17 protein-coding genes are annotated in these 15,483 nt (G+C 76.6%); 9 read left to right on the top strand and 8 right to left on the bottom strand.

What is annotated here, in order from left to right; translation table 11 throughout:
- Window positions 1-132: 132 nt before the first annotated feature.
- The gene (locus ACI79X_RS22345; RefSeq protein WP_457027621.1) at window positions 133-420 is read left to right on the top strand and encodes an alpha/beta hydrolase fold domain-containing protein; all 288 of its coding nucleotides are present in this window, start codon (window positions 133-135) and stop codon (window positions 418-420) included.
- Between the two features lie 120 nt (window positions 421-540).
- Here the strand turns inward: ACI79X_RS22345 and ACI79X_RS22340 are convergent, their stop codons facing one another.
- On the bottom strand, window positions 541-2,646 hold the full coding sequence (locus tag ACI79X_RS22340) for a phosphotransferase (RefSeq protein ID WP_457027620.1): 2,106 nt from the start codon (window positions 2,644-2,646) through the stop codon (window positions 541-543).
- An 11-nt stretch (window positions 2,647-2,657) separates the two neighbouring features.
- Window positions 2,658-3,404 carry an SDR family oxidoreductase gene (locus ACI79X_RS22335; protein ID WP_457027619.1) on the bottom strand — a complete coding sequence of 249 codons (747 nt, stop codon included), beginning with the start codon at window positions 3,402-3,404 and terminating at the stop codon, window positions 2,658-2,660.
- A 164-nt stretch (window positions 3,405-3,568) separates the two neighbouring features.
- Here ACI79X_RS22335 and ACI79X_RS22330 point away from each other — a divergent pair, with 164 nt between their 5' ends.
- From ACI79X_RS22330 to mgrA, 3 genes are read left to right on the top strand one after another with little or no spacing between them, the layout of a single operon-like run.
- Entirely contained in the window at window positions 3,569-4,975 is a 1,407-nt protein-coding gene (locus tag ACI79X_RS22330) for a DUF222 domain-containing protein (RefSeq protein ID WP_457027618.1), read from the top strand.
- Window positions 4,972-5,613 carry an HNH endonuclease signature motif containing protein gene (locus ACI79X_RS22325; RefSeq protein ID WP_457027617.1) on the top strand — a complete coding sequence of 214 codons (642 nt, stop codon included), beginning with the start codon at window positions 4,972-4,974 and terminating at the stop codon, window positions 5,611-5,613. The genes ACI79X_RS22330 and ACI79X_RS22325 overlap by 4 nt, the downstream gene beginning before the upstream one ends.
- 40 nt (window positions 5,614-5,653) lie before the next feature.
- On the top strand, window positions 5,654-6,685 hold the full coding sequence (gene mgrA / locus ACI79X_RS22320; protein ID WP_457027616.1) for an L-glyceraldehyde 3-phosphate reductase: 1,032 nt from the start codon (window positions 5,654-5,656) through the stop codon (window positions 6,683-6,685).
- Window positions 6,686-6,760: 75 nt separating this feature from the next.
- Here mgrA and ACI79X_RS22315 read toward each other — a convergent pair whose 3' ends face one another.
- The 3 genes from ACI79X_RS22315 to ACI79X_RS22305 form a co-directional block, all read right to left on the bottom strand.
- Window positions 6,761-7,189 carry an MYXO-CTERM sorting domain-containing protein gene (locus ACI79X_RS22315; protein ID WP_457027615.1) on the bottom strand — a complete coding sequence of 143 codons (429 nt, stop codon included), beginning with the start codon at window positions 7,187-7,189 and terminating at the stop codon, window positions 6,761-6,763.
- Window positions 7,186-7,443 carry a hypothetical protein gene (locus ACI79X_RS22310; protein ID WP_073420565.1) on the bottom strand — a complete coding sequence of 86 codons (258 nt, stop codon included), beginning with the start codon at window positions 7,441-7,443 and terminating at the stop codon, window positions 7,186-7,188. Before ACI79X_RS22310 ends, ACI79X_RS22315 begins: the two co-directional genes overlap by 4 nt.
- A 106-nt stretch (window positions 7,444-7,549) precedes the next feature.
- Window positions 7,550-8,287, bottom strand: a complete 738-nt coding sequence (locus tag ACI79X_RS22305; protein WP_457027614.1) for a GAP family protein — start codon at window positions 8,285-8,287, stop codon at window positions 7,550-7,552.
- Between the two features lie 117 nt (window positions 8,288-8,404).
- On the opposite strand from ACI79X_RS22305, the gene ACI79X_RS22300 reads away from it, so the two are divergent.
- The 3 genes from ACI79X_RS22300 to ACI79X_RS22290 are packed head-to-tail and all read left to right on the top strand — an operon-like array spanning window position 8,405 to window position 10,878.
- Window positions 8,405-9,622 carry a sensor histidine kinase gene (locus tag ACI79X_RS22300; protein WP_457027613.1) on the top strand — a complete coding sequence of 406 codons (1,218 nt, stop codon included), beginning with the start codon at window positions 8,405-8,407 and terminating at the stop codon, window positions 9,620-9,622.
- On the top strand, window positions 9,619-10,308 hold the full coding sequence (locus tag ACI79X_RS22295; RefSeq protein ID WP_457027612.1) for a response regulator: 690 nt from the start codon (window positions 9,619-9,621) through the stop codon (window positions 10,306-10,308). Before ACI79X_RS22300 ends, ACI79X_RS22295 begins: the two co-directional genes overlap by 4 nt.
- 9 nt (window positions 10,309-10,317) lie before the next feature.
- A complete protein-coding gene (locus ACI79X_RS22290) occupies window positions 10,318-10,878 on the top strand; it encodes a putative glycolipid-binding domain-containing protein (RefSeq protein ID WP_457027611.1) in 561 nt (186 codons plus the stop codon).
- Between the two features lie 449 nt (window positions 10,879-11,327).
- On the opposite strand, the gene ACI79X_RS22285 is transcribed toward ACI79X_RS22290, so the two are convergent.
- Window positions 11,328-12,014, bottom strand: coding sequence for an alpha/beta fold hydrolase (locus ACI79X_RS22285; RefSeq protein ID WP_457027610.1), 687 nt, complete (start codon window positions 12,012-12,014; stop codon window positions 11,328-11,330).
- Window positions 12,015-12,018: 4 nt separating this feature from the next.
- Window positions 12,019-12,528 (bottom strand): MarR family winged helix-turn-helix transcriptional regulator, encoded by a 510-nt coding sequence (locus tag ACI79X_RS22280; RefSeq protein WP_457027609.1) that lies wholly within the window; start codon window positions 12,526-12,528, stop codon window positions 12,019-12,021.
- A gap of 88 nt (window positions 12,529-12,616) precedes the next feature.
- Here ACI79X_RS22280 and ACI79X_RS22275 point away from each other — a divergent pair, with 88 nt between their 5' ends.
- Together ACI79X_RS22275 and ACI79X_RS22270 are read left to right on the top strand one after the other, a co-directional pair.
- Window positions 12,617-13,339 (top strand): GTP cyclohydrolase II, encoded by a 723-nt coding sequence (locus ACI79X_RS22275; RefSeq protein WP_457027608.1) that lies wholly within the window; start codon window positions 12,617-12,619, stop codon window positions 13,337-13,339.
- A gap of 3 nt (window positions 13,340-13,342) precedes the next feature.
- Window positions 13,343-14,227 carry a dioxygenase family protein gene (locus ACI79X_RS22270; RefSeq protein WP_457027607.1) on the top strand — a complete coding sequence of 295 codons (885 nt, stop codon included), beginning with the start codon at window positions 13,343-13,345 and terminating at the stop codon, window positions 14,225-14,227.
- A 67-nt stretch (window positions 14,228-14,294) separates the two neighbouring features.
- On the opposite strand, the gene ACI79X_RS22265 is transcribed toward ACI79X_RS22270, so the two are convergent.
- On the bottom strand, window positions 14,295-15,479 hold the full coding sequence (locus ACI79X_RS22265) for an alpha/beta hydrolase family protein (protein ID WP_457027606.1): 1,185 nt from the start codon (window positions 15,477-15,479) through the stop codon (window positions 14,295-14,297).
- Between the last annotated feature and the right edge of the window lie 4 nt (window positions 15,480-15,483).

The following is a 15,483-nucleotide window of genomic DNA, read 5'->3' as shown; positions in this document are numbered from 1 at the left end:
ACCGCGACGGCCCCCAGGCCCCCGCCCGCGGCGCCCCGCCCCCGGCGGCCCGCCCCGGGCCCGCCCGCGCCGCCCCCCCCCCCCCCCCCCCCCCCGGCACGCGGTGGACACCCGCGACGTCGAGGGCTTCCGGTGACCACCGTGACCCCGCGCGGCGGCGCGACGCGGGCCGTCCTGTACCTGCACGGCGGCGCGTACGTGGCCGGGGCGGCGCCGCAGCACTGGACGCTGGCCGGGCGGCTGGCCGACGCCGGTGCGCGGGTCGTCGTCCTGGCCGGCGACTCGGCCGGGGGCGGGCTGGCGCTCGGCTTCGCGCAGACCCTCCTCGGCACCGGGGAGCCGCAGCCCCGGCTCGTCGCGCTCATCGCCCCGTGGCTCGACCTGGCGCTGGCCGATCCCGCCGTCGCGGCGGCTGCGTGAGCGCGCCGCGGCCGAGGGAGCGCGGGTCGAGGTCACCGTCGTCGAGGGCGCGGTGCACGTCCACCCGCTGACGCCCGAGGGCCGCGGCGGCACACGGGAGTTCGTCGCCGCGGTCAGAGGCTAGGAGCGGTCGAGCACCGCCAGGTCGTCCTCGTGCAGCCCGGCGACGACGACGGTGCCGTCGCGCTCGGCCACCGCGGTGACGAAGCCGTACCCGGCGTCGGTGGCGCGCAGGTCGTGCACGCGGCGTCCGTCGGCGGGGTCGAAGGCCATCACCCAGGCGATCGGTGTCGCCTTCGGCCGCACGCGCTCCGGCACGTTCCACAGCGCCAGCCGCAGCACGCCCGGCAGCGGCAGCAGCCGGTCGAGCAGCGCGTTGCGCGGCGCGGCGATCGCCACCCACAGCAGCCCGTCGCTGCCGAGGGAGGCGTTGTCGGGGAAGCCGGGCAGGTTCTCCACGAGGGGCTCGGTGGTGCCCGCCCGCTCGCCGGTGAGCCAGTGCCGCAGCACCCGGTAGCGGGTGGTCTCGGCGACCAGCAGGTGCGAGCCGTCGGGCGCGCGGACCAGGCCGTTGGCGAAGCCGAGCCCGTCGAGGACCGTCGTCACCGTGCCGTCGGGGTCGCGGCGCAGCAGCCGGCCGGTGGCCGAGTGCTCGAAGACGTCGCCCAGGTGGTGCTCGACGTCCCACCGGCTGGTCGACGTCGTGAACCAGACCGTGCCGTCGGGTGCGGCGACGACGTTGCTGGCGAAGGTGACCGGCTCGCCGTCCACCTCGCCGACCAGCACGTCGACCGCGCCGTCGGGCGCGACGCGCAGCAGCCCGCGGTCGTGGTCGCAGACCAGCACGGCGCCGTCGGGCAGGGGCTCGACGCCGAGCGGCCGGCCGCCGGTGCGGCCGACCTCCGTGCGCTCCCCGGTGCGCACGTCGACGCGGACGACGCTGCCGTCGCGCAGCCCGGTGACGGCCAGCCCGGCGTCGTCGAAGACGACGTCCTCGGGGCCGGTGTCGCCGGGGTCGAGCCGGCGGGCGACGCGCAGCGGGGCGGTGGGGCCGCGGTCGGTGAACCTCGGCGGGGTCCACCGGCGCGGGCGGATCCGGCGCCGGGTGAGCAGCGGGCTGCCCACCTGCGCGGCCGCGCAGTCGGGGGTCAGTCGCTCCGCCCGCGCGATGACCCGGCGGCAGCGCAGCTCGAGCAGCCGGACGGCGACGCCGAAGGAGCGGAACGCCGGGTTCGTCGTCTGGCCGGCGCGGTAGCGGGCGTAGACCTGCTGGGCGATGACCGCGACGCGGAACAGCCCGAACACCTCGTACCAGGCCCACTCGGCGTTCGTGACCCGCTGGCCGGTGCGCGCGCAGTAGTGGGCGACGACCTGCTCGCGGGTCATCATCCCGGGCAGCGTCGTCGGCTGGCGGCTGAACCGGCGCACCAGCGGGCCGTCGTCGGCCTGGATCCAGTAGCCGAGGGCGCTCGCGAGGTCCATGAGCGGGTCGCCGACGGTGGCGAGCTCCCAGTCGAGCAGCCCGGCCGGGCGGGTGGGGTCGGCGGGGTCGAGGACGACGTTGTCGAAGCGGAAGTCGTTGTGCACGAGGGTGTGCGGCCGGTCGGCGGGCTGGTGCGCGGCCAGCCACGCCGTCACGCGCGTGAAGGAGGGCACGTCGCGGGTGCGGGCCCGCGCGTAGCGGCCCGTCCAGTTCTCCACCTGGCGGCGCACGTAGCCGGGTCCGCGGTCGAGGGCGGCCAGCCCGGCGGCGTCGACGTCGACCCGGTGCAGGTCGACGAGCAGGTCGACGACGTTGCGGCACAGCTCGGCGACCTGGTCGCGGTCGAGGTCGACGCCGGGCGGCAGGCTGCGACGGGGGATCGGCCCCTCGATCCGCCGGACGACGGAGAACGGCGTGCCGACGACGGCGGTGTCCTCGCACAGCGCGACCGTGCGCGGCACGGCCGGCAGCACCCGGCCCAGCGCCTCCTGGATGCGGTACTCGCGGGCGACGTCGTGCGCGGTGCCGGTGTGCTGCCCGCGCGGCGGCCGGCGGAGCACGAGGTCGCCGTCGGGGTAGCGCAGCAGGTAGGTGAGGTTGGAGACGCCGCCTGCGAACTGGCGCACCTCGGGGACGGCGGAGAGGTCGACGCCTGCGCGCTCCGGGTCGGCGTGCCGCGCCAGCCACGCGGCGACGGCGTCGACATCGACGGCGTCCTCGGCGCGGACGGGACGGGCGTCCACGGCGGCCCCGCTCACGTGAGCCGCCGGACGACCGACAGGGGCAGGACCCGCATCGCGACCCCGATCGGCACCCACGGCCAGGCGGGCACGTACGCCTTGGCCTTCCGCGCCTCGATCGCCTCGACCATCGCGCGCACGCCGGTCCCGGTGTCGACCATGAAGCGGGTGGCCTGCTGCACGTGCTCGTTCATCTCCGAGCGGATGTAGCCGGGGTAGACGACCGAGACGTCGACGCCGGGGATGCGCTCGGAGCGCAGGCCCTCGGCCAGCGCGGCGACGCCGGCCTTGGTGGCGGCGTAGGTGGTCATGCTCCTCCGCATCCCGCGCAGCGCCGACATGGAGCTGACGAGGACGAGGTGGCCGCGCTGCTGGCGGCGGAATACCTCGAGCGCCGCCTCGCACTGCGCCAGCGCGCCGACGAAGTTGGTCATCGCGGTCTCGCGGTTGGCGTCGGCACGGCCGGTCCCCAGCGGCGCGCCCTTGCCGAGGCCCGCATTGACGACAACCCGGTCGAGGCCGCCGAACGCCTCGTCGAACCGCCGGAAGACGGCGGGGACGGCGTCGGCGTCGGTGACGTCGAGGGCGGCGGTCTCGACGCGCCGGCCGGTCCGCTCCCGGATCTCCCCGGCGAGGGCGTCGAGCCGGTCGGTGCGGCGGGCGCACAGGGCGAGGTCCCAGCCGCGGGCGGCGAACTGCCGCGCCATCTCCGCGCCGAGCCCCGCGCTGGCGCCCGTGATGACGACGGTGCCGCTGCCCATGCCCACCCCTGTCCGATCGGTCCGGTTCCGTACCGGGCCAGCATGGGCGAGGGGAGTCCGGGTCCGGACGGCGGGGTCCGGTTGCGCCGGTCCTCCCTCTGACCTGGCCTTTCATCGGTCCACAGGCCTTGTCCGCCATCTGCTTCGAACGTATGATCGAACCCGTGACGACGGTCCTACCCGCTGCGGCGCCCGCGCCGCCGGTCGGGTGGGCGTCCGGGCCGCTGGGGCTGGTGCAGGCCGCCGATCGTGAGGTGTCGCGGCAGTCGGCGCTGCGGTACCGGGCGGTGGCGGCGTTCGCGCTGTCCCGTCCGGCGTCGGCCGATCGGCCGCAGGGGACGCGGGGGGCGATGGCGGCCGAGCGGTGGGCGGTGCGGCCGGAGCTGCTGCGCTCGGTGAGCGAGTGGGCCACCCAGGAACTGTCGATCGCGCTGTCGCTGACCGCGACGGCGGCCGAGTCCCTCCTGACCACCTCCCTCACCCTGGTGCACCGGCTGCCGGCCACCCTCGACGCGCTGGAGACCGGGGCGGTGCACGCCGGTCACGTGAGCGCGCTGGTCGACCACGTCGCCCCGGTCGCCGACGACGCCGTGCGGGCCGCGCTGGAGCGGGACCTGCTCGCGTGGGCGTGCCGCCGGGGCACCGTGTGCACGCCGGCGCAGCTGCGCGACAAGGCCCGCCGCGAGGTGCTCGAGCGGAAGGCCCGGTCCGCGGCCGACGACCTGGCGCGGGCGGTCACGCGGCGCGGGCTGTCCTGCCGCCCCGACAGCTGCGACGGGATGGCCGTGGTCTCCGCGCTGCTGACGACACCCGAGGCCGCCGCGCTGATGGCCGCGCTCGGTGCCTACGCCGACGCATTGCCCGACGACGGCCGCACGCGCGGGCAGAAGATGGCCGACGCGCTGCTCGACCTGGTGCTCCGGCCCGGGGAGAACGGGCTGTCCCCGGTCCAGGTGGTGCTCACCGTGGTCGCCCCGGTCGGGGCGCTGCTGGGCGGGGACCAGCCGTGCGAGATCGACGGCCAGGTCGTCCCCGCCGAGGTCGTGCGCGCCCTGCTCGCCGCCCTCGCCGGCGTCCGCGTCACGGTCACCGAGGAGACCGCCGCCGAGGACACCGCTGCCGAGGACACCGATCCCTCGGAGCCGACGACCTCCGGCACCGCCACCTCCGGCACCGCCACCTCCGGCACCGCCACCTCCGGCACCGCCACCTCCGGCACCGCCACCTCCGGCACCGCCACCTCCGGCTCCGCCGCCGGCGTGAGTCTCGTCAAGGGCGAGGATCCGCTGCGTGGCCTGAGCGACGCCGCCATCGCCCAGCACGTCGCCGAGATGGAGGCCGACGCCGCCTGGTGGGCGCAGATCGAACGCCGCGTCGCCACCGGTGAGCTCTACGCCGGCCTCGACCCCGCCTTCGACGACACTCCCTGGCCACCGCCCGGGTGGTCACCACCGTGGGACGACCCCGAGCCCGACCTCGACCTCGGCGACCCGGCCGATCCCCGGCCCGGCACCCCGCCGGCACGAGAACCCGTGCCCGACGGGTGGTGGCGCGCGCCGATGACGCGGTGACCGCGGCCGGCTCCGCGCTGCTCGCCGCGCAGGAGGCGGTCGGCCACGCCCGCTGCCTGGTGGCCACCGCCGAGCGCGCCGACGCGAGCGATGAGGGCGCCTGGGCGGACGGTCCGGCCGGCCGCGTGACCGCGGCGGCTGACGCGGTCACCGCCCTGGCCGCCACGACCGAGGACGCCCGTCTGGACCTGGCCGACCTGCTGCACCGCACCGCCGGCGGCGGGCTCGCCGACCGGCCCCGGATCGCGGTCACCGACGCTCTCACCGGCGCCCTCCTGGCCCTCACCGACCTGCCGGAGCTGCGCCGCGCCGCCCGCGCCAGCGCCGGCCTTCCCGCACCGCGCGAGACCGACCGCCACCGGCCCGGTGCCGCCCTCGACCGGCACGTCCGCGCCCGCGACCGCCGCTGCCGCTTCCCCGGCTGCCGCCGACCCGTCCCGAGAAAGGGCGAACTCGACCACGCCACCCCCTGGCCCCTCGGCGCGACCAGCGCGGCCAACCTCACCGGCTCCTGCACCGGACACCACCGCGGCAAGCACCAAGCCGCCGGCTGGACCCACACCCTCGCCCCCGACGGCACCCTCACCGTCACCACACCCAGCGGCCTCACCGCCACCACGCAGCCGCCGCCCTGGTGACCCGGCGCGGCCCGGAGACGCGGGAGGCAGGATCGACGTCATGACGTATGCCGCCGCCGAGAACCGCTACGACTCCATGACCTACCGCCGCACCGGCCGCAGCGGGCTGGACCTCCCGGCCGTCAGCCTCGGCCTCTGGCACAACTTCGGCGACGACGTCCCGCTCGACCGCCAGCGCGCCATCCTGCGTCGGGCGTTCGACCTCGGGATCACCCACTTCGACCTGGCCAACAACTACGGCCCGCCCTACGGCAGCGCCGAGACCAACTTCGGCCGGCACCTGCGCGACGACTTCCGCCCCTACCGCGACGAGCTCGTGCTCTCCACCAAGGCCGGCTGGGACATGTGGCCCGGCCCGTACGGCCAGGGCGGCGGGTCGCGGAAGTACGTGCTCGCGAGCCTCGACCAGTCGCTGACCCGGATGGGCCTCGACTACGTCGACGTCTTCTACTCGCACCGCCCCGACCCGACGACGCCGCTCGAGGAGACGATGGGCGCGCTCGACACCGCCGTCCGGTCGGGCAAGGCGCTCTACGCCGGCATCTCGTCGTACTCGCCGCAGGACACCGCGAAGGCCGCCGCGATCCTCGCCGACCTCGGGACGCCGCTGCTCATCCACCAGCCCAGCTACTCGATGCTCAACCGCTGGGTCGAGACCGAGGGCCTGCTCGACACCCTCGCCGACGTCGGCGCCGGCTGCATCGCCTTCTCGCCGCTGGCGCAGGGGATGCTCACCGACAAGTACCTCGACGGCATCCCCGCGGGCTCGCGCGCCACCCAGGGCAAGTCGCTGTCGACCGACCTCCTGACCGAGGAGTCGATCACGCACGTCCGCGCTCTCAACGGCATGGCGCAGGAACGCGGTCAGTCGCTCGCACAGATGGCGCTGGCCTGGGCCCTGCGCGACGAGCGGGTCACCAGCGTTCTCATCGGCGCGAGCAGCGTCGGCCAGCTCGAGCAGAACGTGGCGGCCCTGGAGAACCTGCAGTTCTCCGACGAGGAGCTCCGCCGCATCGACCAGCACGCCGTCGACGCGGGCATCGACCTGTGGGAGGGCGCCCGCACCGCCTGAGGCGCTCACCCGCGCCGGGCAGGGACCGCGCCGGGCAGGGACCGGGCCGGCCCGCACGACGCGGGCCGGCCCGGATCAGCGCCGGCGGCGGCGGACCAGCACGGCCAGCACCACCAGCAGTCCCGCGACCGCCGCGGGCACCGGCCCGCTGCTGCGCACCGCCCCGGCGGGGTGCAGCCGTGCGCGCCGGGTGCCCAGGAAGGCGGAGCCGGCCGCCGAGTCGACGTCGGCCCCCAGGCTGAGCACCCGGCCGGCCGGCCCGTCGAGCCGCGCGGTCAGCCCGTGGTCGGCAAGCGTGTCGGCCACCCGGGCGAGCTCGGTCCGTCCGGGCGATCCCTGGGTGGCGGCCCCGCCGGCCACCCGGACGGCGGCGAACAGGCGCCGGACGTCGTCGGAGGTCACCGAGATCTCCGACCCGGACGCCTCCACCCGCACGGGGACGCCGTCGACCTCCAGGCGCAGGTCGGCGGTCACCTCGAGCCGGCGGTCGTCCTCCGGGGTCATCCCCGGCTGGCGTTCTCGGCGGTCGTGATGCGCAGCGTGCCGTTGAGCTTCCACGTGGCCCGGGGCGCGGACGGCCCGGTCTCGCGCGGCACCTCGACGGTCATGTCGACGAACTCGTAGTTGATCGCCGCGCCCTTGCCGGTGAGGTAGGACCACATCTCCTTGCCGAGGTCGGCGAAGCTGGTGGTCTCGTGCGACTTGATGTCGCGCTGGCCGGTGGCGGCGTCACGGGTGGTCGTCTCGGGCGTGGTCATGGGAGCTCCCTGGTTCGGAACGTGCAGGTCGGCGGCCACCTACCCGGCCTCTGCGGGGCGCACACGACGCGCCGCGGACGGCTCCGTTCCCCCACCCGGGGCGGGATCAGACGCCGACCCCGAGGCCGTCGAGCCACCCGGTCAGCGCCGGGAGCCGGCCGATCGCGTCGCGCGCCAGCAGGAACCCGGCGATGCCGACGACCCACGCCGTCGTCTCGGCGCCCGTGCGCTCCAGCCACGACCCCACCCGCGTCAGCAACGGCTCCACCTGCCGGGCGGCCAGCAGCCGCAGGGCCAGCAGGAGCAGCGCCGGGGTCACCATCACCAGGCAGTAGCCCGCCAGCACGCCGCCCTGCTGCACGGGCGAGAGGCCCGACCCGCCGAGCAGCCCGATCGCCGCCAGGTACGGCAGCATCGTGGCCAGCTCGAGCAGCCCGGCGCCGAGGGCGAGCCCGACCAGCACCCCGGTGCCGCCGCCCTCCCCGCCGCCGACCGCCCGGTCGCGCCAGCGCAGCACCCGGCCGGGCCGGCGCCCGTCGCCGTCACGGCGGCGGCCCATCGTGAAGCTCAGGACGAACAGCGCGACGCCGAGCAGCAGCTGCACGACGGTCAGCGCGGAGGACCCGCCGAGCCCGGCGACCCGGTCCCGGAGCGCCTCGGCGCCGGCGAGCAGGCCCAGGCCCACGAGCAGGTAGAAGCCGGCGATCGTGCCGAGGAAGACCAGCAGCCGCCGCGCGCGCACCCGGCCCGGCGCCAGCAGGAACCAGATCGGCAGCAGCAGGGTCCCGACGCTGGTGCTGTCGACCAGCGCCAGCGGGACGAGGGCGAGCAGTTCGAGGTCCACGGCGCCGACCCTCGCCGTCCGCGCCGTCGCCGTCGTCGGCCGGAGGAGGTGTCCCCGGCACGCGGCGTACACCCTTCGACGGACGTCGGCCGGAGGTTGCCGTGCTGGGATGACCGGGTGGGAGCCCTCGCCGTCCTCCGGCACCTCTGGGTCACGCGGGTGCGGGGCACCGACCGCGCCCGCGACGTCAGCGACGCCGTGCTCACCGCCGCCGCCGGCCTGGTGCTCGTCGCCGCCGGCCTGTCCGGCCTGTGGAGCGGCCGGGCCGGCGGCAGCGGCTGGTGGCACGCCGTCCCGCTGGTGCTCGGCTGCCTGGCCATGCTCGGCAAGCGCCGGCACCCGGTGGCCGCGCTGGGCGCCGGCGCCGTCCTCTTCGCCGCCGACGTGGCGCTCGGCGGCAGCGTCGGGATGCTGCTCGTCCTGTTCGACCTCGTGTACTCCGCCGCGCTGCACGCCGGGCCGACGGCGGTGCTCCGGCTGCGCGCCGCGTCCTGGGCGCTGGTGTCCCTGTTGCTGGTGCTCGGGTGGACGGCGACTCGGGACGTGCGGGTCACCGCCTTCCTCGCCCTGCAGACGTTCGTCGTGCTGACCACGCCGCTGTGGTGGGGCCTGGCCGTGCGGCGGGAGCGCGAGCTGGCCGACCTCGCCCGGGCCCGCGCCGACGACCTGCGCGACCTCGCCGACCTCCGCGCCGCCGAGGCCCGCGCCGAGGAGCGCGGGCGGATGGCGCGCGACCTGCACGACGCCGTCGCCGGGAACGTCTCCGCGGTGGCCCTGCACGCGGAGGCCGCGCTCGCCCGCCCGGCCGCGCCCGGCGCCGAGCGGGAGCGCGCGGCGCTGGAGGCCGTCCGGGCGGCCGCGCTCACCTCGCTGGAGGAGATGCGGGCGATGATCCTGCTGCTGCGCGCCGACGCCGGGCCCGTCGCGGCCGCCCCCCGCCTCGACCGGCTCGACGCCCTCGTCGCCGGCGCCCGCGCCGCCGGGCTGACGGTCTCCCTCGACACCGGGCCGCTGCCGGAGCTCCCGGCGGCGGTGGAGCAGGCGGCCTACCGGGTGCTGCAGGAGGCGCTCACCAACGCGGTCAAGCACGCGCCGGGCGGCCGCGCGGAGGTCGCCGTCGGCGCGGCGGAGGGCCGGCTCGCCCTGAGGGTCGACAGCGCCGACGGCCGCCGCGGCCCCGACGTCCCCGGCGCGGGGCTCGGCCTGCTGACCATGCGCGAGCGCGCCGAGTCCCTCGGCGGCCGGTTCGCCGCCGGCTGGGCCGACGACGCCCGCACCCGCTGGTCGGTCGCCGCGGAGCTGCCGCTCGCGGTCCCCGCGGGGGTGGGCGCGTGAGCGTGCGGGTGCTGCTGGCCGACGACCACCCCGCCGTGCGCAGCGGCCTGCGCGCGCTGCTGGAGACCGACCCGGGGATCGAGGTCGTGGGCGAGGCCGCCGACGGCGCCGCCGCGGTCGGCAACGCCCGGGCGCTGCGCCCCGACGTCGTCCTCATGGACCTCCGCATGCCCGGCACCGACGGCATCGCGGCCACCCGCGCCGTGGTCTCCGAGCGGCTGGCCGAGGTGCTCGTGCTGACCACCTTCGACCTCGACGAGTACGTCGTCGGCGCCCTGCAGGCGGGCGCCGCGGGCTTCCTGCTCAAGTCCGCCGGCGCCGCCACGCTCGTCGACGCCGTCCGCCGGGTCGCCGGCGGGCAGGGCGTGCTCGCCCCGGAGGTGACGCGGCGGCTGCTCGACCGCTTCGTCGTCCCGGCCGCGGCGAGCGCTCAGCTCCCGCCCCCGGAGCTGGCCGGGCTGACCCCGCGCGAGCGGGACGTGCTCGGCTGCCTCGGGGAGGGGATGTCCAACGCCGACGTCGCCGCCGCGCTCACCATCACCGAGGCGACGGCGAAGACGCACGTCTCCCGGCTCCTGGCCAAGCTCGGGCTCACCAGCCGCATGCAGGCCGCCCTGCTCGCCCGCTCGGCCGGGGTGACCGCCCCGGTGCCCCGCCGGCCCGGGACCGTCGGTAGCGGCGCCTAGCCTCCGCGCATGACGACCCGGGTGGTGGCGTGGCGGCGGACCGACGAGGACGCCGGGCACAGCCTGGCGCGCGTGCAGCGGCTCCCGGCCGGCTGGCTGTTCCACGGCGCGGAGGTGCTCGCCGGGCCGGAGACCCTGCTGGCCTGCTCGTTCCGTGTCGAGGTCGACGACGCCTGGGCCACGCGGGCGGTGGAGGTGACCGCGGTGTCCGCGGAGGGGGAGCGGCGGCTCGTGCTCGAAGCCGGCGACGACCGCCGGTGGACCCGCGACGGCGCGCCCGACCCGGCGCTCGACGGCTGCGTCGACGTCGACGTCGCGGCCACCCCGCTCACCAACACCCTCCCCATCCGGCGCCTCGCGTCGCTGGCGGAGGGGGAGGAGGTGGTCAGCCCGGTGGCGTGGGTCGACGTCCCGGCGCTCGGCGTCACCCGCGTCGACCAGACCTACCGGCGCCTCGGTCCGCGGAGCTGGCGGTACTCCGACGACGCCCACGGCGCCTTCGAGCTCACCGTCGACGACGACGGCCTCGTCGTCGAGTACGCCGGCATGTCCACCCGCGTGGCCGGCTGACGCCCGGGGCCGGGAGTCCTCGGTCGCCGACCAGGACGACGCGGTTGCCGTCGGCGTCGCCCAGGCGGACGGCGCGGCTCCCGCCGCCGGGCTCGGGCCCGTCGTGCGCGACGCCGGCGGCGTCCAGGTCGCGGGCGGCGGCGTCCAGGTCGCGGGCGGCGGCGTCGAGGTCGCAAACGCCCAGCACGGTCGTCGACCGGCCGCTGCGCTCGGGTCGCGCCACACCTGCACGCCCGAGTCGCCGGGAAGGCGCCACTCGAGCAGCCCGTCCACGGGCCGGCTGTCGGGGTCGCGGCCGAACAGGGTCGCGTACCACCGCTCGGCGCGGTCGAGGTCGCTGACGGTCGCCTGCGCGAGCACGCTCGTGACGATCACGGGGTCCCTCCTCGTCGATCGGTCGGTCGGTCGGTTCCCGGGGGCGGCCCGGCCGGGAGGACCGGGCTCACCGGTCAGCCGAGCGCCCGCACCCGCTCGGCGACGAGGTCCGCGACGGCCTCCGGGCAGGTGGCGGCCGGGCTGTGCCCGCAGTCCCACTCGACCGTCCGGGCCGCGGCGCGGGCGGCCATCGCGCGCTGCCGTTCGGGGTGCACGGCCTCGTCGGCGGTGCACACGGCGTAGGTCGCGGGCAGGTTGCGCCAGGCGACCGCCTCGGGGATCCCGCGGAAGACCTGCCGGCCCACCGGGCGCAGCCGGGCCAGCGCGTCGGCGGCGACGTCGAACGGTGCGTCGCCGTAGAGCAGCCGCGCGCCGAGGACGGGGTCGAGGCCGATCTCGTCGCCGGACACCACCATCGCCTCGGCCAGCCGGGTGTCGGGCAGGTCGCCGAGCCGGGTGCGGCTCACCGACTCGCCGTCGTCGAGGGCGAAGGCGGCGAGGTACACGAGCTCGCGGACGAGCGGGTGCGTGCCGGCCGCGGTGACCACCGCGCCGCCGTAGGAGTGCCCGACCAGCACGGCCGGGCGGCCCGCCGCGTCCAGCGCGGACCGGAGGGCCGCGGTGTCGGCGGGCAGGTCGGTGAGCGGGAGGTCGACGGCGAGGCTGTCGACGCCGCGCTCGCCGAGGGCGGCGCGGACGCCGTCCCAGCACCAGGCGCCGTGCCACAGGCCGTGGACGAGCACGGCGAGGGGAGCGGTCATGGGCTCACCCTGCCCGACGGCGGTCCCCTCCGGGGGCGTCGCCCGGCAGGCCGGCCATCCGGCCGTCGGGGTCGAGGCGGCGCAGGACGGCGTCGGCGATGCCGGTCAGCTGCGTCACCTGCTCGGGGGTGAGCGCGTCGATGACGTGCTCGCGGACGGTGGCCACGTGCCCCGGCGCGGTCTCGCGCACCTTCGCCCAGCCGGCGTCGGTGAGCCGCGCGTTGGTGGCCCGGCCGTCGTACGGGCAGGGCGCCCGCTCGACCAGGCCGCGCTCCTCGAGCCGGCGCACGACGTGCGAGAGCCGCGGCAGCGTGGCGTTGGTGCGGGTGGCCAGCTCGGTCATGCGCAGCGTCCGGTCCGGCGCCTCGGACAGCATCGCCAGCACGTGGTAGTCGAAGTGGGTCACCTGCGCGTCGCGGCGCAGCTGGCCGTCGAGGACGCCGGGCAGCAGCTCCACGACGGCGACCAGGCGCACCCACGCCGCCATCTCGTCCTCGCTCAGCCACCGGGCCACGACACCATGGTCGCACCCGGGTACTTGTAGCTTCAACCTCCTGCGACTAGGGTCATCGGTTGTAGGTACAACCGATGCGGAGGTCGCCATGACCCTCTCCCTCGACGCGGGTGTCGTGTCCCCGGTCCCCGCGGCGACCGTGCGCACGCGCGTCACGGTGCCGCTGCGCTTCCCCGACGGCTACGCCACGACGGCCGACGTCGTCACCTTCGACGGGCTGGCCGACGGCCGCGAGCACCTGCTGCTCGGCCTCGGCGACTGGCGCGGCGCCCTCGAGCGGTCGGCCGCCGGCGGCGAGGCGCCGTTGGTCCGCCCGCACAGCGAGTGCCTCACCGGCGACGTCTTCGGCTCGCAGCGGTGCGACTGCGGCCCGCAGCTGCGCGAGGCGGCCGAGCGCATCACGACCGCCGGCGGCTTCCTGCTCTACCTGCGCCAGGAGGGCCGCGGCATCGGCCTGTACGCCAAGCTCGACGCCTACGCCCTCCAGGACGCCGGCCTCGACACCTACGAGGCCAACCGGGCGCTCGGCCACGGCGAGGACGAGCGCGACTACACCGCCGCCGCCCAGATGCTCACCGCCGTCGGCGCCGACCGGGTGCGGCTGCTGTCGAACAACCCCGACAAGGCCGCGCAGCTCGAGCTGCTCGGCGTCGCGGTGACCGAGCGGGTGCCCACCGGCGTCCACCTGTCGGCGGCCAACGCCCGCTACCTCGCCGTCAAGCGCGACCACACCGAGCACACCCTCGACCTGCCCGCCCTGGACCTGCCCGCCCTGGACCTGCCCGCCCTCGACCTGCCGCTGGCGGGCTGACCGGTGACCTCGACGACCGCCGTCGCCGACGCGCGCATCGACCCGCGCCACCCGTTCGCCGCGCACCTGCGGCACGTGGCCGGGCTGGGGGAGCACCGCGCCTGGACGCCGGACGACGGCCCGCTGCCGGCGCTGTACCTGTCCCACGGCGCCCCGCCGCTGTTCGAGGACGCCGCCTGGATGCGGGAGCTCGCCGCCTGGGCGCGGGCGCTGCCCCGGCCGCGGGCGGTGCTCATCGTCAGCGCGCACTGGGAGTCGGACTCCCTCGGCATCACCAGCTCGGTGCCGACCGAGCTCGTCTACGACTTCGGCGGGTTCGACCCGATGTACTCGCGGATGCGCTACGACACCCCGGAGTCGTCGGACCTGGCGCGGCAGCTGCTCGCCGTCCTGCCGGGGACCGCGCACGTGTACGAGCACCGCGGGCGCGGGCTGGACCACGGCGCGTGGGTGCCGCTGAAGGTCATGTACCCGGAGGCCGACGTCCCGGTCCTGCAGCTGAGCCTGCCCACCCACGACACCGCGACGCTGATGGCGCTCGGGGAGCGGCTGCGGCCGCTGCGGGAACAGGGCGTGCTGGTGGTCGGCTCGGGCTTCATGACCCACGGCCTGCCGTACCTGACCCGCGAGATGCTCGGCGGCGCGGTGCCCGGCTGGTCGGCCGACTTCGACGCCTGGGCCGCGGACGCGCTCGCGCGGGGTGACGTCGAGGAGCTGTCGCGGTTCCGGCTCCGCGCGCCCGGCCTGCGCTACGCCCACCCGACGGTCGAGCACTTCACGCCGCTGTTCGTCACCCTCGGCGCGGCCACCGACCCGGCGGCCGGCGTCACCACCGCCATCGACGGCTTCTTCATCGGCCTGGCCAAGCGCTCGTTCCAGGTGGCCTGACCGCCGGTCGTCGACCTGCTGCTGCCTCCGGGGCCGGGAGGCAGCAGCAGGTCGACGCGCCGCGGGGTCAGGCGCGCTGCGCGGCCAGCTCCGCGAAGGTGTCGGCCACCCAGTCGGCGACGAAGGTGCTCACGTACGGCAGGTGGTCCAGGCCGATGTGCTCGGTGGCGCCCTCCTCGGGCGTGAACACCCGCAGCTCCCGCTTGGGGGAGTTGACCGCCTGGTCGTAGGAGCGGTGCGCCATCTCCAGCGGGATCTGCCGGTCGTTGGCGCCGTGCGCAACGAGGAACGGCACGGTGATCTGCTCGACGACGCCCTCGAGGTTCACCTGGTCGGCGAAGTCGAGGAAGGCGTCGAGGTCGTTCTCGTCGCCGGGCTGGCCCCACACCCACAGGACGTGCTCCCAGTAGTGCGGCACCGGCCGCTCGCCCTCGCGCTGCCGGCGGCGGCGCTGCACCGCGCCCCAGTCGTGGTTGGCGCCCCACGCCACGCACAGGGCGAACCGCTTCTCGAACGCCGCCGCGCGCGGGGCGTAGTAGCCGCCCAGCGACCAGCCGACGACGCCGATCCGGGAGGCGTCGACGTCGTCGCGGGTCTCCAGGTAGTCGACGGCGGCCGCGCCCCAGGCCTCGGTGTCCACGCGGGCGGTGAGCCCCTGCAGCCGCAGCGCCTCACCGGTGCCGGGCTGGTCGAGCATCAGGCAGGAGATGCCGCGGGCGGCCAGCTCCTCCCAGTGGTTCGACGCGTACATGTGCTCCTTGGTGGAGTCCAGCCCGTTGACCAGGACGACCACCGGCACCGGGCCGTCGTCGGCGGCCGGCGCCTGCGAGAAGTAGGCCGGCAGCGTGGTGCCCTCGTAGGGGACGGCGACCCGGGTGACGCGCGGGCTGTGCGTGTCGAACGCCTTCTGCGCGATCTCCAGCATCCGCCGGTACGTGGGCACCCGGTTCGGGTCGGAGTGGGCGAGCATCCGCTCGGCCTGCGCCAGGTAGTTCGACGCGCGGAACCACAGCTGCCCGGCGGTGCGCACGTGGCCGGCCTTCTCCGCCTCCTCGGCCTGCCCGACGAGCTGGTCGGTCAGCGCGGTCCAGGCGCGCAGGAAGTCCGGCGTCCCGGCGTCCTCGCCGGCGTTCGCGGCGTCCTTGATCGGCCGGCAGGCGCGGTCGACCTCGTCGACGAGCCCGCCGGAGTTCAGCGTGGCGACCACGGACAGGTTCCAGGTGTAGGGGCCGGTGGGGAAGTACTCGAACACGGGG

It is taken from the genome of Geodermatophilus sp. SYSU D01119, assembly GCF_054049975.1.
Note: the sequence above shows the minus strand (reverse complement) of the source record. Positions and strands in the feature narration are given on the sequence as shown.

Bases quoted from the DNA above. Each gene is read 5' to 3' on its own strand.
- ACI79X_RS22335 (WP_457027619.1), bottom strand. From the start codon at position 3,404: ATGGGCAGCGGCACCGTCGTCATCACGGGCGCCAGCGCGGGGCTCGGC.
- mgrA (WP_457027616.1), top strand. From the start codon at position 5,654: ATGACGTATGCCGCCGCCGAGAACCGCTACGACTCCATGACCTACCGC.
- ACI79X_RS22315 (WP_457027615.1), bottom strand. From the start codon at position 7,189: ATGACCCCGGAGGACGACCGCCGGCTCGAGGTGACCGCCGACCTGCGC.
- ACI79X_RS22310 (WP_073420565.1), bottom strand. From the start codon at position 7,443: ATGACCACGCCCGAGACGACCACCCGTGACGCCGCCACCGGCCAGCGC.
- ACI79X_RS22290 (WP_457027611.1), top strand. From the start codon at position 10,318: ATGACGACCCGGGTGGTGGCGTGGCGGCGGACCGACGAGGACGCCGGG.
- ACI79X_RS22285 (WP_457027610.1), bottom strand. From the start codon at position 12,014: ATGACCGCTCCCCTCGCCGTGCTCGTCCACGGCCTGTGGCACGGCGCC.
- ACI79X_RS22275 (WP_457027608.1), top strand. From the start codon at position 12,617: ATGACCCTCTCCCTCGACGCGGGTGTCGTGTCCCCGGTCCCCGCGGCG.